The sequence below is a fragment of the Pseudomonas putida genome (genome assembly GCF_002741075.1).
Taxonomy (GTDB): Bacteria; Pseudomonadota; Gammaproteobacteria; order Pseudomonadales; family Pseudomonadaceae; genus Aquipseudomonas; species Aquipseudomonas putida_T.
In genome coordinates, this window is record NZ_CP016634.1 from 4,392,501 (window position 1) to 4,407,035 (window position 14,535).

Sequence of the window (14,535 nt, forward strand, 5' to 3'; positions counted from 1 at the left end):
GCCGCCTCGTACGGACGCACGATGGCATCGCCGTCACGGGCGGCGATCTGGATGGCACCAGCCAGACCATAGTTACGGATGTCGATGACGTTCTTGGTGCCCTTGATACCGTGCAGCACCTTCTCGAAATGCGGCGCCAGCTCGGCGGCCGACTGCACCAGGTTTTCTTTCTGCAGCAGGTCCAGCGCGGCGATACCGGCAGCGCAGGCAACCGGGTGGGCTGAATAGGTATAGCCATGGGGGAATTCCACGGCGTATTCCGGTGTCGGCTGGTTCATGAACGTCTGGTAGATCTCGCTGCTGGCGATCACCGCGCCCATCGGGATGGCACCGTTGGTGACTTGCTTGGCGATGCACATCAGATCCGGGGTCACGCCGAACGCTTCGGAGCCGGTCATGGCGCCCATGCGACCGAAGCCGGTGATGACTTCATCGAAGATCAAAAGGATGTTGTGCTGAGTGCAGATCTCGCGCAGACGCTTCAGATAGCCCTTCGGCGGTGGCAGAACACCTGCCGAGCCTGCCAGGGGTTCGACGATCACGGCAGCGATGTTCGAGGCGTCGTGCAACTCGATCAGCTTGAGCATCTCGTCCGCCAGGGCGATACCGCCCTCCTCTGGCATGCCTTTGGTGAAGACGTTGCCCGGCAGTACGGTGTGAGGCAGGTGGTCGACGTCCAGCAGTTGACCGAACAGCTTGCGGTTGCCGTTGACACCACCGAGGCTGGTGCCGGCGATGTTCACCCCATGGTAGCCACGAGCACGACCGATGATCTTGGTCTTGGTCGCCTGGCCTTTCAGACGCCAGTAGGCACGCACCATCTTCAACGCAGTGTCACAACACTCGGAGCCGGAGTTGGTGAAGAAGACGTGGTTCAGATCACCCGGGGTCAGCTCGGTGATCTTTTCAGCCAGTTGGAAGGCCAGTGGGTGGCCGAACTGGAAGGCCGGCGAGTAGTCCAGCACGCCCATTTGGCGCGACACTGCCTCGGTGATTTCCTTACGGGTGTGCCCGGCGCCACAGGTCCACAGGCCCGACAGCGCATCGAACACCTTACGGCCCTTGTCATCGACCAGGTGATTGCCTTCGGCCGCGACGATCAGGCGCGGGTCGCGTTGGAAGTTGCGGTTGGCAGTGTAGGGCATCCAGTGGGCGTCCAGCTTGAGCTGGCTAGCAATACCGGTCATGGCGGTTTCGGGCATGTTCATCGGCGGTTCCTCGGAAGACGATTAGGCAACGATGGATGTTGTTGCAGCTAAATTGTCACGGGAATAACGTAAGAAAAATGCCGCTTTTCTAATCTTTAGATACGAGCACGCTAAACTTAAACTCAACATGACCAGCGACTCATCACAAACCTGTTATCGATCAACCACCTGGCCGACGCACTGGCATCTGCGCCGGCCCACAAGGGCCTGAGCAGGCAGTGCTGCAATAAACGTTTGCAGGTCGCCGACTGATTTATGCACAGGCTTTGGTTATGGTTGCGCCCCTGACTCACTCGATTGAAGGCTCCCCGTGAAACGCCCACAGCCCCTAGCCCAGGTCAGCGACTTCGATATCCGCCTGCTCAAGATCTACCGCAGCGTCGTGGAATGCGGAGGTTTCTCCGCCGCCGAGAACGTCCTCGGCATTGGCCGCTCAGCGATCAGCCAACAAATGAACGACCTGGAGCAACGCTTGGGCCTGCGTCTGTGCCAACGGGGGCGCGCGGGTTTCTCGCTGACCGAAGAAGGCCGGGAGGTCTACCACTCGGCCCTGCAACTGCTCAGCGCCCTGGAGACCTTCCGCACCGAAGTCAATGGCCTGCACCAGCACCTGCGAGGCGAGTTGAACATCGGCCTGACCGACAATCTGGTGACCCTGCCGCACATGCGCATCACCCACGCCTTGGCCGAACTCAAGGATCGCGGCCCCGATGTACGCATCCAGATCCGCATGATCGCCCCCAGCCAGGTCGAGCAAGGCGTGCTCGATGGCAGCCTGCACGTTGGCGTGGTGCCACAGACCAGCCCGCTTTCGGGCCTGGAGTACCAGCCCCTCTACAGCGAACGCTCGCTGCTCTACTGCGCCGTCGGGCACCCGCTGTTCTACGCCGATGACCAGCAGATCGACGACGAACGCCTCAACAGCCAGGACGCCATCGCCCCAACCTTCCGCCTGCCCGCCGATATACAGGCGCATTACCAGGCGTTGCATTGCACGGCGAGCGCATCGGACCGCGAAGGCATGGCGTTTCTCATCCTCACCGGGCGCTACATCGGCTACTTACCCGACCACTACGCGACGTTCTGGGTCCAGCAGGGGCGCCTGCGGGCACTCAAGCCTCTGGAGCGCTTCTATGACCTGAGCCTGAGCTGGGTCACGCGCAAGGGGCGACGTCCGAACCTGGTGCTCGAGAGCTTCCTGGAGAGTCTGGCTGCGACACGTTGATGCCTGACGCTGACGCTAAAGCTTGTCAGGTGCTCAGAGGAAGGTAATCTGTCCGGCAGCCGTTGCCACAGACTCGTACGGAATCATCCATGACCCTTGAAGTTCCCGCGCATCGTCCACCCCTTTCGGGCAAACCCGCAGGCCGCATTCGCCAGAAGAACGAGCAGGCCATCATCCAGGCCGCCGAGGACGAGTTCGCCCGCCACGGCTTCAAGGGCACCAGCATGAACACCATTGCCCTGAAGGCCGGCCTGCCCAAGGCAAACCTGCATTACTACTTCACCAACAAGCTTGGCCTGTACATCGCCGTGCTCAGCAACATCATCGAGCTGTGGGACAGCACCTTCAACGCCCTGAGCGTCGAGGACGATCCTGCCCAAGCCCTGAGCCACTACATCCGTACCAAGATGGAGTTTTCCCGGCGTAACCCACAGGCCTCGCGGATCTTCGCCATGGAAGTCATCAGCGGCGGAAACTGCCTGAGCGAATACTTCAGTGCCGACTACCGCGAATGGTTCCGTGGCCGAGCGGCGGTGTTCCAGGCCTGGATGGATGCTGGCAAGATGGACCGCGTCGACCCCGTTCACCTGATCTTCCTGCTCTGGGGCAGCACCCAGCATTATGCCGACTTCGCCACACAGATCTGCCAGGTCACCGGGCGCAGTCGCCTGACCAAGCAGGACATGGAAGACGCCAGCAACAACCTTATCCACATCATTCTCAAAGGCTGCGGCATCACCCCGACGGCCTGACCCGGACTTATGCCTTCTACCCTGCTTGACCTCTGCGAGTTCCGCGAGGAAATCCGCAAGAGCCGCTTCATCACTCTGGCCGGCCCGATCACCAGTGCCGCCGAGGCGATGAGCTTCATAGAACGCCACAGCGACTTGGCTGCGACCCACAACTGTTGGGCCTGGAAGCTCGGCGCCCAGTACCGCAGCAGTGATGACGGTGAACCCGGGGGCACTGCCGGGCGGCCGATCCTTGCCGCGATCGAAGCCCAGGACTGCGACCAGGTCGTGGTGCTGGTGATCCGCTGGTACGGTGGCATCCAGCTTGGCACTGGCGGTCTGGCCAGGGCCTATGGCGGCGGCGCCAACAAATGCCTGCAACAGGCACCCAAGCGCGTGCTGGTCCAGCGCAGCGAATATCGCTGCAGTTGCACCTTCAGTGAACTGGCACTACTCAAGTTGCGCCTGGCGGAAGTCGACGGCCTGGTGCTGGACGAACAGTTCACCGCCAACGGCGTGGACCTGCAGGTGGCGGTCGGCGAATCTCATGTGCAGACACTGCAACAGCAACTGGCTGACCTAAGCCGCGGGCGCATTCGCCTGGAACCCTGCGAGTGATCCGCGCGCCGCGGTTGCTCACAACTACTGTGGGCCCGCCTGTGGATAAGCTTGGGGCATTTGATTGCAGCCCTTTAACCGCAAGGCCTGCAGAGGCTTGATCATATTTTGATCACATTTTCATGACAGCGCCCCAAACCACTGAATAACAGCAAGTTATCCCCAAACCGTCGATCCGCCCCCCTGCTCCGATTAGCAGCCATCGCTCACGGCCTTGCTCACAGATAATGTGGAGGGGCCTGTGGATAACCCGTGAATCCATGAAGCAAATGCCCGGATTCACGGGCCTTGGATCGACTGGTTATTTTTTGTACGGGTTTGACCCAGCAGCAGGCTGCCCGCTGAATTATCCTCAATACTCTCAACTTTCAACGCTCAAGGAGCCGTTCATGTCCACCTCCAAAACTGCCTTGATCATCGGCGCCTCCCGCGGGCTGGGCCTGGGCCTGGTGCAACGCCTGCACGAGGACGGCTGGAACATCATCGCCACCGTGCGCGACCCACAGAAGGCCGATGCCTTGCGTGCCGTGCCCGGTGTGCGCATCGAAACCCTGGAAATGAACGACACCGCCCAGCTCGATGCTCTGCGAGAGCGCCTGCAGGGCGAAGTACTGGACCTGCTGTTCATCAACGCCGGGGTCATGGGACCACTGCCACAGGACCTGGAAACAGTGGACACCGACGCGCTGGGCGCGCTGTTCATGACCAATGCCGTGGCACCGATCCGCGTCGCCCGTCGCCTGGTCGGACAGGTGCGTGAGGGCACTGGCGTGCTCGCCTTCATGAGCTCGATTCTGGGGAGCGTGACCATCCCCGACGGCGGCGAGATCTGCCTGTACAAAGCCAGCAAGGCAGCCCTCAATTCGATGATCAACAGCTTCGTGGTCGAGCTGCAGCGTCCGGATCTCTGCGTACTGGCCATGCACCCGGGCTGGGTGAAAACCGAAATGGGTGGTGAGAACGCCGAAATCGATGTACTCACCAGCACCCGCGGCATGCTCGAGCAGGTCAAGGCGCAAAGCGGCAGCGCAGGTCTTCGCTTCATCAATTACAAAGGCGAAGCGCTGATCTGGTGAACTGAACGCCAGTGGGGCCCACGACGGGCAGCAGCGCACAACCCTTCGCGAATCAAGGCCGCCCCAGGGACCTGGGGCGGCCTTGTCGCATGTGCCGGCTGCGCAGGCACTGCCCAGGCCCTGTAGAATGGCGCTAACCGTACCTGATCGAGACTACACCCATGTATGACTGGCTCAACGCCTTGCCCAAGGCCGAACTGCACATGCACCTGGAGGGCTCGCTGGAGCCGGAACTGCTGTTCGCCCTGGCCGAACGCAACAAGATCGCCCTGCCCTGGGCCGATGTGGAAACCCTGCGTAGCGCCTATGCCTTCAATAACCTGCAGGAGTTTCTCGACCTCTACTACCAGGGCGCCGACGTACTGCGCACCGAGCAAGACTTCTATGACCTGACCTGGGCCTACCTGCAACGTTGCAAAGCCCAGAACGTGGTGCACACCGAACCCTTTTTCGATCCACAGACCCACACCGATCGGGGTATCCCCTTCGAAGTGGTGCTCAATGGCATCAATCAGGCGCTCAAGGATGGCCGTGAGCAATTGGGCATCGGCAGCGGCCTGATCCTGAGCTTTCTGCGCCACCTCAGCGAAGAGCAAGCACAACAGACCCTCGATCAGGCACTGCCCTGGCGTGACGCGTTCATCGCCGTAGGCCTGGACAGCTCGGAAAAAGGCCATCCACCGAGCAAGTTCCAGCGTGTCTTCGACCGAGCCCGCAGCGAAGGTTTCCTGACTGTCGCTCATGCCGGCGAGGAAGGCCCGCCCGAGTACATCTGGGAAGCCCTCGACCTGCTGAAGGTCCAACGTATCGATCACGGCGTACGCGCGATCGAGGACGAGCGGCTGATGCAGCGCATCATCGACGAGCAGATCCCGCTGACGGTGTGCCCACTGTCGAACACCAAGCTATGCGTGTTCGAACACATGGGCCAACACAACATTCTCGACATGCTCGAACGTGGTGTGAAGGTGACGGTGAACTCCGATGACCCGGCCTACTTCGGTGGCTATATCACCGAGAACTTCCACGCGTTGCACACCCATCTGGGCATGACCCAGAACCAAGCCCAGCGCCTGGCGCAGAACAGCCTGGACGCCCGACTGGTTCGATAACCTGCGCCCTCTCTGGCTCGCCTGCCCGCGCTAGCCCACCTGCAGGGCAGGCATGCGGGCGATGCGGTTGATCTGCTGGACGCCCAGCGGTGAAATCTGCAACGCCCGCGAGCCTTCCTGTTCACACAACCAACCCGACTGCAGGAACAGCCTGAACAAGGCATGTCCCAAGCTGCCTCCCAGATGCGGGCCCTGGTCGCTCCACTCATTGCAGTGGCAAATCATGCAGCCGTTTTTCTGGCCAGATGCCAACGCCTCGGTGTAGACCCCGACAGCGGCCAACTGTGCGCGGCCTTCAAGGCTGACCCTCGGCTGCTGCTGGGTACCTTCCAGCCACCCGGCCACGATCAGCCGATGCAGCAGATCGGCGGCAAGTTCTCCGCCGAGATGGTCGCCGCAGCGCCGCGCCCGACGCATGGACATGGGCACCTGCAAGGGTGTCGCTTGTGAGGACCTTTGCCCACGGCTTTCGAGGTGCACGCTGGCCAAGGCTTCCACCGCCGCCCCCACCTGTGGCGTGGCCAGACGGAAATAGCGCTTGCGACCACGTGATTCCAGCCTGAGCAAGCCCGCCGACGACAACAACGACAGGTGCGCACAGGCGGACGACGATGTCAGCCCAGTCATCAGGGCCAATTCATCGGCAGGGCGAGGGACCCCGTCGATCAATGCCCATAACATGGCGCTGCGCTTGGGGTCGGCCATCAGGCCGGCTATCTGGGCGATACTGCTGACTGCTTTCATTTCCAACTCCCTGCATGATCACGTCGATTCCTATCGGCCAACCGTCAGGGCGACACCTCTGCCAGGAATGACAAGAACGGATACGCTGGAGCCGGAGCCCGCAAGCGACACGAGGCACTCCGGCCGTGCTCGAATCCACGCTCTCTCTTGCCGTTCCCTGGCAGGGAAATCTCTCTCGCTGGTACTGGCCGGGCTAGCAAGTATAAGTCGCTACAGGCCTTGCGCCTGTGCCGGGAGCCGGCCCCAAAGAAGCGGAACAGCATTGGGGGGTATCACCCTGGGCCATGCTCGCAGAGTGGCGTCAGGACCCGACCAGAGCGCCATGTAAGCGGTGAGCCCATGACGGCGAGCGTACGCCCCTCTAAAGGACTACAGCCCCAGGTCAATACAGGAAACAATACCGACGCAAACCTTCCTAAAGTACGGCATGCCAAAGCGAAGCTTCCACATGCTACTGAACATTGCCCGAAACAACCCTGGCGTACCCCGACCAGAGGCACAACCGTCAATCCGAAGGCCGGCACCAAGCCATGGCACCCGCGAGAGACGGCGCTAAACTTCATCGGCTCCCGCCCATTGGAGGTATGCCGCGATGAAGATTGTCGTCAGTGCGTCGAACCGCAACCCCAACTGCCCCTGGCAGGTCCGGCTTGATCAGCATGTGGTGAGTTTCCGCAGCGAAGCCGAAGCACGCTTATTCGTCGCCACGCTGGAAAGTCGCCTGCAGGCGCCTCATCCCCTCATGCGGGACGCCTGGCCTGCAAACGCCGAGTCAGCATCGCGACACTGACCACCAGTGCGCCACACAAGCTGATCACCAAGGCCATGGGCACTGCACTGCCATCATGCAGCACGCCGACCAGCGCTGCAGCGCCGGCTGCCACGCTGAACTGCACGCAGCCCATCAACGCCGAGGCACTCCCAGCCCTGGCGCCCTGACCACTCATGGCGCACGCCGATGCGTTGGGAATGATGCAGCCCAGGCTGGCAATACACAGGAACAACGGCACCAGCAGGGGCCACAACGGGGCCGGCCGCAGCGCCGCGACACACAGCAGCGCCAAACCCGCCAGCAGGTACAGCCAGACCGCCCGTGCCAACAGGAACGCCGGGCCGCGCTTGGCCAACAGACGCGCGTTGACCTGGGCCATGAGGATGAAGCCCGCGGCGTTGGTACCGAACAGCCAGCCATAGTGCTCGGCGGGTACGCCATACAGCTTGATGAACACGAAGGGTGAACCGGCGATGTAGGCGAACATGCCGGCGATGGCGACACCACCGGTCAATGCATGCCCCAGAAACACCCGATCGCCGAGCAAGCGCAGGTACTGGCGCAGAGCACCCGACAGCGGTTGGCGTGGCATATCTGGCGGCAGGCTTTCCGGCAGCCCCAGGCTCACCGCGAGCAGACAGGCTGCGCTGAACAGGCTCAAGGCCAGGAAGATCGACTGCCAGCCCGACACGTTGACCAGCACCCCGCCCAGCATCGGCGCCAGGATTGGCGCCAGTCCCATCACCAGCATCAACTGCGAGAACACCTTGGCCGAGGCCACGGGGTCGCATTTGTCGCTGACAATGGCTCGCGACAGCACCATCCCCGCACAACCACCCAATGCCTGGACAAAACGAGCCAAGACCAGCGTCTCTAGGTTCGGCGCATAGGCGCAGGCCAGCGAAGCCAAGGTGAACAGCGTGATGCCGAACAACAGCGGCGCACGTCGGCCAAAGCGGTCGGCCACCGGGCCATAGGCCAACTGGCCCAGGGACAGGCCGAGGAAATAGGCCGCCAGGGTGCTCTGGACGTGCTTTTCGTCAGTACCGAAGGCTTGCGCCATGGCGGGGAAGGCGGGCAGGTAGAAGTCGATCGCCAAGGGCCCGAACGCACTGAGGGCGCCCAGGATCAACACTATTCGCAGGTTCATCGGGAATCCATAGCTGGCTAAGCAAGTGCGTCAGTCTACCTGCACTCGCAATGATCAGCTTGAAAACCTTTGTAATAAATGAGGGCGCTGGATGCGCCCTCCGACGGGCTCTGTGTCGATTATGGAAGCCTGCGCCACCACGGTATCAGGCGACTTCGGCCTCATACCCTTGCTCACGAATCGCCGCCAAGATCTGCTCAACGGCCAACTGGCTCTGCACGCGTACCTGCTTGCCCGGTAGATCGACCTGCACCTGAGCGGCCGCGTCCTGCGCCTGCACCGCTCGGGTTACCGCCTTCACGCAATGGCCGCAGGTCATGCCTTGAACATTGAACACTTGCATCGGGTGTCTCCTTCAGGTTTTTTCGCAGTCTCATCCTTGCCATCATGGCAAGGTCAAGTATTGCGTTGGCCGGCCGGGCTGGAAATCCGCGCGCGGCTCGGCCAAGCTGCGCCTTTGACGATTTGGCAAGCAGGAGATTCTTCATGTTCAGGGCAGCATTGGGCCTGGTTGGACTGCTGGGCGCACTGGCCGTGGTGCCGCCAGCCATCGCCGAAGGCAACTCGGACTACAGCGTGCTGATCATTTCCCGGGAGCGCCTGGAAGTGGCCACCAGTTGCGAGATCGGCATCTACCTCAATGATCAGCTCTCCGGGCGTCTGTTCCAGGAGCAGTCCACCTCCTTCAACCTACCGCCAGGCCCTGTGGACGTCCGCCTGCGCCTGTTGCCAGGACAGGTGCCCGGATGCGCCCCCGGCATCGAGGAGCAGCGCAGCACACGCCTGACCCTGCAGGCCGGGCAGATCAGCAAATACCGCATCGCCATGGGTGCCAATGGGCTCCAGTTGAAGAGGGCTGGCTTGGGGTATTGACCTTACCCGCGTGGCAAGGTTGATGCTGGAGACCTGTCCAAGGAGCAGAGCCATGTCCGCATCCACCACGTTCGACTTGCCGATCTCCGGCATGACCTGCGCCAGCTGTGCTGGCCGGGTCGAGCGCGCCCTGCGCAAGGTCACCGGCGCTGAACAGGTCAGCGTCAATCTCGCCACCGAACAGGCCAGGGTCCAGGCCCCGCCCGACAGCCTGCCGGCCTTGCTCGATGCGGTTCGGGAAGCCGGCTACGGCGTACCCACCCGCACGGTCGAACTGCAGATCGTCGGCATGACCTGCGCCAGTTGCGTTGGCCGCGTCGAACGTGCCCTCGCCAAGGTGCCGGGGGTCGAGCAGGTCAGCGTCAACCTGGCCAACGAGCGCGCCCACCTCGAAGTCCTCCAGGGCATCGACGACTCCCTGCTGATCGATGCCGTGCAAAAGGCCGGATATAACGCCAACCTGCCCCAGGCCACCCGTGACGACCAGGCCGACGCACAGCGTCGTCTGCGCAACGAACGCCTGGCGGTCGGCGCCGCGCTGCTGCTGGCCTTGCCCCTGGTGCTGCCGATGCTCGTCCAACCCTTCGGTCTGCACTGGATGCTGCCGGCCTGGGTGCAGTTCCTGCTGGCCACGCCTGTGCAGTTCATCCTCGGCGCGCGCTTCTATGTCGCCGCCTGGAAAGCCGTGCGCGCCGGCGCCGGCAACATGGACCTGCTGGTGGCCCTGGGGACCAGCGCCGGCTACGGTCTGAGCCTGTACCAGTGGGCCCAGGCGCCGATAGGCATGCAGCCGCACCTGTATTTCGAGGCCTCGGCGGTGGTGATCGCCCTGGTCTTGCTGGGCAAATACCTGGAAAGCCGTGCCAAGCGCCAGACCGCCAGCGCCATCCGGGCCCTGGAAGCCCTGCGCCCGGACCGCGCCGTACGGGTGGTCGATGGCCTGGAAGAAGACGTACCGATCAACCAGTTGCGCCTCGGGGACCTGGTGCTGGTCAAGCCTGGCGAGCGCTTCCCGGTCGACGGCGAGGTGCTCGAAGGCAGCAGCCATGCCGACGAAGCCCTGATCAGCGGCGAGAGCCTGCCGGTGCCCAAGCAACCGGGTGACCCGGTCACCGGAGGCGCGATCAACGGCGAAGGCCGCCTGCTGGTCCGCACCCAGGCCCTGGGTACCGAAACCGTGCTGGCCCGCATCATCCGCTTGGTCGAAGATGCCCAGGCGGCCAAGGCGCCGATCCAGAAGCTGGTGGACCGGGTCAGCCAGGTGTTCGTTCCGGCGGTGCTGGTGATCGCCTCGATCACCCTGATTGGCTGGTGGCTGGCCGGTGCGCCGCTGGAAACGGCGCTGATCAACGCCGTTGCCGTGCTGGTGATCGCCTGTCCGTGCGCCCTGGGCTTGGCCACACCTGCGGCGATCATGGCCGGCACCGGGGTCGCCGCCCGTCATGGCATCCTGATCAAGGACGCCGAGGCGCTGGAGCGCGCCCATGCGGTCAACCGCGTGGTCTTCGACAAGACTGGCACCCTGACCTCCGGCAGCCCCCGCGTGGTCCACAGCCAGGCCCTTGACGGTGACATCGGCGAGCTGTTCCAACTGGCAGGGGCCCTGCAACGGGGCAGTGAACACCCCCTGGCCAAGGCCGTGCTCGACGCCTGCGCCGAACAAGGCCTCGATGTGCCACAGGTGATCGACAGCCAATCGCTCACCGGCCGCGGCATCGCTGGCCGAGTCGGCGAGCGGGAACTGGCCTTGGGCAACCGTCGCCTGCTCGATGAAAGCGCCTTGTCGCCCGGCGAACTGGTCACCCAAGCGCAAGCCTGGGAGGCTGAGGGCCGCACGCTGTCGTGGCTGATCGAGCGCCAGCCACAACAGCGGGTGCTAGGCCTGTTCGCCTTCGGCGACAGCCTCAAGCCCGGTGCCGGACACGCCATCGAAACCCTGCATGCGCAACACATCAGCAGCCACCTGTTGACCGGCGACAACCGCGGCAGCGCCAAGGTCGTGGCCGATGCTCTCGGGATCGACGATGTCCATGCCGAAGTGCTGCCTGCGGACAAGGCCGCCACCGTGGCCGCGCTCAAGCGCGACGGGGTGGTGGCGATGGTCGGCGACGGTATCAACGACGCCCCTGCCCTGGCGGCGGCCGACATCGGGATCGCCATGGGAGGCGGCACCGACGTGGCCATGCAGGCCGCCGGCATCACCCTCATGCGCGGCGATCCGCGCTTGGTGCCCGCGGCACTGGAGATCAGCCGCAAGACTTACGCCAAGATCCGTCAGAACCTGTTCTGGGCCTTCATCTACAACCTGATCGGCATCCCGCTGGCCGCGTTCGGCCTGCTCAACCCTGTGCTGGCTGGCGCCGCCATGGCCCTGTCGAGTGTCAGCGTGGTGAGCAACGCCTTGTGGCTCAAGACCTGGAAACCCACCGACAACGCGCAGGAGCACCCATGAACATCGGCCAGGCCGCCCGCAGCAGCGGGCTCAGCACCAAGATGATCCGCTACTACGAGTCCATCGGACTGCTCAAGCCGGCCGTACGCAGCGACAGTGGGTATCGCCTGTACCAGCAGGACGACCTGCACACCCTGGCGTTCATCAAGCGTTCGCGCGATCTGGGGTTCTCCCTGGAGGAGGTGGCCAAACTGCTGGCCCTCTGGCAAGACCGTCAGCGCGCCAGCGCGGACGTCAAAGCCCTGGCCATGCAGCACATCGACGCGCTGAACAAGCGGATCGAAGAATTGATCAGCCTGCGCGACACGCTCAGCGACCTGGCGGCCCATTGCCAGGGCAATGACCGCCCGGATTGCCCGATCCTCAAGGACCTGGCCAACGGCAAGAGCTGCTGCGCCTGCCCCCCCGCCAACGTGTAGGAGCGGCCTTGTGCCGCTCCTACAGACAACCCACCCGGACCAGACAGTCACCAAACACGATTTCGCCTAATAAATCTGGGCACCTCCCCTACAAAAATGCCACACGCTGCCGATGCCTAAGACACCTGCCTCAGGTATCAATAAAAACAATCGGGGATTGTGGATGAACATCAAGCAAAAACTGACCTGGGCCTTCGCCATTATCGCGGGCCTGCCCATCGTCCTCGTGGCCACCTTGGTGGTGCTCAACCTGCGCAGTGAAGCCCGTGAAGACTTCCTCGGCAACAGCAGCCGGGAAATCCGCCAAGTCGGTAATGCGATGAACCTGTTCTTCCAGGGCATCGAGCAGAACGTGAACTACATTGCGGCACAACCGATTGTCGCCGCGACCGGCAACAACCTGAACAAGTACCTGACCGCCAACCCAACCCGGGAGCTGGGTGAGCAGGACAAGCAGGTCTTCGAATTCATGACCCGCCTGGCCGAGGCCCATCCCAGCTACGCCTACATCTCCTACGGCGTGAGCGACGGCGGCTACGTCGGCTGGCCGAACGACGATACCTTCGCCAACTACGACCCTCGCCAGCGCCCCTGGTACCAGTTGGCCCTCGCCAACCCTGGCAAGACCTTGCGCACCGCGCCTTACTACTGGGCCTCCGGCGACGTCGTGCAGATCAGTGTGGTACGCGCCGTGGGCAACGCACTGGGCAGCCTGGGCGGCGTGGTCAGCATCGACGTGTCGCTCAATGGGCTGACGGACATGCTCAAGCAGATCAAGCTGGGCGAAAGCGGCTACCTGATGCTGGTCGAGAAAAACGGCAACGTGATCGTCGACCCCCGCGACCCGAGCCACAACTTCAAGCAACTGGACAGCTTCGGCGACGGCTATGCCACGCTGGCCAAGGCCGGTAAAGGACTGGTCGAGGTTGAGCTAGGCGGCGAGCGCTACATGGCCAACATCTACCCGGACGCCCAATCGGGCTGGACTTTCATTGGCCTGATCCGCCACGACGAAGTCATGCAGACCACCACCCGCCTGAGCTGGGTGATCGGCACCATCGCCCTGATCCTGGCCGTGGTGTTCGCAGGTGTCGGCGCGGCCTTTGCCAAACTCATCGTGCGGCCGATCAACAGCGTCACCAGCGGCCTGGAAGACATCGCCCAAGGCGAGGGCGACCTGACCCGCAGCCTGGAAATCCATGGCCGCGATGAAACCGCGCAACTGGCCAACTGGTTCAACCAGTTCCTCGGTGCCATCCGCAGCTTGATCCAGCACATCGGTGCGGCCGCCGGGCAGATCCTGCACACCTCCAGCAGCTCGACCCGTGTCTCCAGCGACATGAGCGAAGCGGCCAGCCGCCAGCGCGAGTCGGTGGACATGGTCTCCACCGCCTTCCACGAAATGGTCGCCACCGCCAACGAAGTGGCGCGCTCCTGCAGCCAGGCCGCGCAGTCGGCCGACAGCGGCCAGCAGCAGGCCCGCGAAGGCCAGCAGCAGATCGATGCGGCGGTGCAGAGCGTGGACCGCCTGAGCCAGGAGATCGAGCAGTCGGCCCAGTCGATCCAGCAGTTGGAGCGCGACAGCAATGCCATCCAGTCGATCCTCGGCACCATCCGCTCGATCGCCGAGCAGACCAACCTGCTGGCCCTGAACGCCGCCATCGAGGCCGCCCGCGCGGGCGAGCAAGGCCGTGGGTTCGCCGTGGTCGCCGACGAAGTCCGCGCCCTGGCCAAACGTACCGCCGACTCCACCGCCGAGATCGATGGCCTGCTCGGCAACCTGGCCTCACGCACCGCTGAGGTCGCCGAGCAGATGCACGCCAGCCTGGAGGTCTCGCAGCAGTCGGTCAGCCGCATCGGCATGGCGCGCGACAGTTTCGGCCAGATCCGCGAGTCGGTGGACATCATTCGCGACATGAACACCCAGATCGCCACCGCAGCCGAAGAGCAGCATCAGGTGGCCGAGGACATCAACCGCCACATCAGCCAGATCCACGGCGATGCCCAGTTGGTGGCCGAGCTGGCTCAGGCCGCGCGTCAGGATTCCGAAAGCCTGGCGGGGCTGTCCAATGAACTGGATGGGCTGGTGCGCAGGTTCCGCACCTGAGTCGTCCCCTTGGCGGGTAAATCGGATTCGGCACCCCGATTACCCGCG

General features: G+C 63.3%; 13 protein-coding genes and 2 pseudogenes (1 of these 15 cut by a window edge). 11 read left to right on the forward strand and 4 right to left on the reverse strand.

What is annotated here, in order from left to right:
* On the reverse strand, positions 1 to 1,208 hold the 5' portion of the coding sequence (locus IEC33019_RS20525) for an aspartate aminotransferase family protein (RefSeq protein ID WP_070090380.1). Its footprint begins 139 nt before the window's first position; the window shows 1,208 of its 1,347 coding nt (coding positions 1-1,208); its start codon is at positions 1,206 to 1,208; its stop codon lies off the left edge, out of view.
* A 310-nt stretch (positions 1,209 to 1,518) separates the two neighbouring features.
* Between IEC33019_RS20525 and IEC33019_RS20530 the strand changes: the two genes are divergently transcribed.
* The 5 genes from IEC33019_RS20530 to IEC33019_RS20550 all read left to right on the forward strand — a co-directional run bounded on the left by IEC33019_RS20530 (position 1,519) and on the right by IEC33019_RS20550 (position 5,970).
* Positions 1,519 to 2,433 carry a LysR family transcriptional regulator gene (locus IEC33019_RS20530; protein ID WP_070090381.1) on the forward strand — a complete coding sequence of 305 codons (915 nt, stop codon included), beginning with the start codon at positions 1,519 to 1,521 and terminating at the stop codon, positions 2,431 to 2,433.
* Between the two features lie 89 nt (positions 2,434 to 2,522).
* Positions 2,523 to 3,185, forward strand: coding sequence for a TetR/AcrR family transcriptional regulator (locus IEC33019_RS20535; protein WP_070090382.1), 663 nt, complete (start codon positions 2,523 to 2,525; stop codon positions 3,183 to 3,185).
* 9 nt (positions 3,186 to 3,194) lie between these two features.
* The gene (locus IEC33019_RS20540) at positions 3,195 to 3,782 is read left to right on the forward strand and encodes an IMPACT family protein (protein WP_070090383.1); all 588 of its coding nucleotides are present in this window, start codon (positions 3,195 to 3,197) and stop codon (positions 3,780 to 3,782) included.
* 389 nt (positions 3,783 to 4,171) lie between these two features.
* Positions 4,172 to 4,858 carry an SDR family oxidoreductase gene (locus IEC33019_RS20545; protein ID WP_070090384.1) on the forward strand — a complete coding sequence of 229 codons (687 nt, stop codon included), beginning with the start codon at positions 4,172 to 4,174 and terminating at the stop codon, positions 4,856 to 4,858.
* A gap of 161 nt (positions 4,859 to 5,019) precedes the next feature.
* Entirely contained in the window at positions 5,020 to 5,970 is a 951-nt protein-coding gene (locus tag IEC33019_RS20550) for an adenosine deaminase (protein ID WP_070090385.1), read from the forward strand.
* Between the two features lie 30 nt (positions 5,971 to 6,000).
* Here IEC33019_RS20550 and IEC33019_RS20555 read toward each other — a convergent pair whose 3' ends face one another.
* On the reverse strand, positions 6,001 to 6,714 hold the full coding sequence (locus IEC33019_RS20555) for an ArsR/SmtB family transcription factor (RefSeq protein ID WP_070090386.1): 714 nt from the start codon (positions 6,712 to 6,714) through the stop codon (positions 6,001 to 6,003).
* A 592-nt stretch (positions 6,715 to 7,306) separates the two neighbouring features.
* Here IEC33019_RS20555 and IEC33019_RS27875 point away from each other — a divergent pair.
* Positions 7,307 to 7,504 carry a hypothetical protein gene (locus IEC33019_RS27875; RefSeq protein WP_081337375.1) on the forward strand — a complete coding sequence of 66 codons (198 nt, stop codon included), beginning with the start codon at positions 7,307 to 7,309 and terminating at the stop codon, positions 7,502 to 7,504.
* On the opposite strand, the gene IEC33019_RS20565 is transcribed toward IEC33019_RS27875, so the two are convergent.
* Both IEC33019_RS20565 and IEC33019_RS20570 read right to left on the reverse strand, forming a co-directional pair.
* Positions 7,455 to 8,636 (reverse strand): multidrug effflux MFS transporter, encoded by a 1,182-nt coding sequence (locus IEC33019_RS20565; protein ID WP_099593875.1) that lies wholly within the window; start codon positions 8,634 to 8,636, stop codon positions 7,455 to 7,457. The two genes, IEC33019_RS27875 and IEC33019_RS20565, sit on opposite strands and share 50 nt — an antisense overlap.
* A 145-nt stretch (positions 8,637 to 8,781) precedes the next feature.
* Positions 8,782 to 8,979 (reverse strand): heavy-metal-associated domain-containing protein, encoded by a 198-nt coding sequence (locus IEC33019_RS20570; RefSeq protein WP_070090388.1) that lies wholly within the window; start codon positions 8,977 to 8,979, stop codon positions 8,782 to 8,784.
* Between the two features lie 143 nt (positions 8,980 to 9,122).
* Here IEC33019_RS20570 and IEC33019_RS20575 point away from each other — a divergent pair, with 143 nt between their 5' ends.
* The 5 genes and pseudogenes from IEC33019_RS20575 to IEC33019_RS28305 all read left to right on the forward strand — a co-directional run.
* The gene (locus IEC33019_RS20575) at positions 9,123 to 9,509 is read left to right on the forward strand and encodes a hypothetical protein (protein ID WP_070090389.1); all 387 of its coding nucleotides are present in this window, start codon (positions 9,123 to 9,125) and stop codon (positions 9,507 to 9,509) included.
* A gap of 52 nt (positions 9,510 to 9,561) precedes the next feature.
* On the forward strand, positions 9,562 to 11,961 hold the full coding sequence (locus tag IEC33019_RS20580) for a heavy metal translocating P-type ATPase (RefSeq protein ID WP_099593877.1): 2,400 nt from the start codon (positions 9,562 to 9,564) through the stop codon (positions 11,959 to 11,961).
* A complete protein-coding gene (gene cueR / locus IEC33019_RS20585; protein WP_070090391.1) occupies positions 11,958 to 12,380 on the forward strand; it encodes a Cu(I)-responsive transcriptional regulator in 423 nt (140 codons plus the stop codon). The genes IEC33019_RS20580 and cueR overlap by 4 nt, the downstream gene beginning before the upstream one ends.
* 319 nt (positions 12,381 to 12,699) lie before the next feature.
* A pseudogene (locus IEC33019_RS28300) lies at positions 12,700 to 13,629 on the forward strand (HAMP domain-containing protein); the annotation flags it as partial.
* 261 nt (positions 13,630 to 13,890) lie between these two features.
* Positions 13,891 to 14,487 (forward strand): annotated as a pseudogene (locus IEC33019_RS28305) (methyl-accepting chemotaxis protein); the annotation flags it as partial.
* Positions 14,488 to 14,535: the final 48 nt, after the last annotated feature.

Bases quoted from the DNA above. Each gene is read 5' to 3' on its own strand.
- IEC33019_RS20555 (WP_070090386.1), bottom strand. From the start codon at position 6,714: ATGAAAGCAGTCAGCAGTATCGCCCAGATAGCCGGCCTGATGGCCGAC.
- IEC33019_RS20540 (WP_070090383.1), top strand. From the start codon at position 3,195: ATGCCTTCTACCCTGCTTGACCTCTGCGAGTTCCGCGAGGAAATCCGC.
- IEC33019_RS20550 (WP_070090385.1), top strand. From the start codon at position 5,020: ATGTATGACTGGCTCAACGCCTTGCCCAAGGCCGAACTGCACATGCAC.
- IEC33019_RS20545 (WP_070090384.1), top strand. From the start codon at position 4,172: ATGTCCACCTCCAAAACTGCCTTGATCATCGGCGCCTCCCGCGGGCTG.
- IEC33019_RS20570 (WP_070090388.1), bottom strand. From the start codon at position 8,979: ATGCAAGTGTTCAATGTTCAAGGCATGACCTGCGGCCATTGCGTGAAG.
- IEC33019_RS20580 (WP_099593877.1), top strand. From the start codon at position 9,562: ATGTCCGCATCCACCACGTTCGACTTGCCGATCTCCGGCATGACCTGC.
- IEC33019_RS27875 (WP_081337375.1), top strand. From the start codon at position 7,307: ATGAAGATTGTCGTCAGTGCGTCGAACCGCAACCCCAACTGCCCCTGG.
- IEC33019_RS20535 (WP_070090382.1), top strand. From the start codon at position 2,523: ATGACCCTTGAAGTTCCCGCGCATCGTCCACCCCTTTCGGGCAAACCC.
- IEC33019_RS20575 (WP_070090389.1), top strand. From the start codon at position 9,123: ATGTTCAGGGCAGCATTGGGCCTGGTTGGACTGCTGGGCGCACTGGCC.
- cueR (WP_070090391.1), top strand. From the start codon at position 11,958: ATGAACATCGGCCAGGCCGCCCGCAGCAGCGGGCTCAGCACCAAGATG.
- IEC33019_RS20565 (WP_099593875.1), bottom strand. From the start codon at position 8,636: ATGAACCTGCGAATAGTGTTGATCCTGGGCGCCCTCAGTGCGTTCGGG.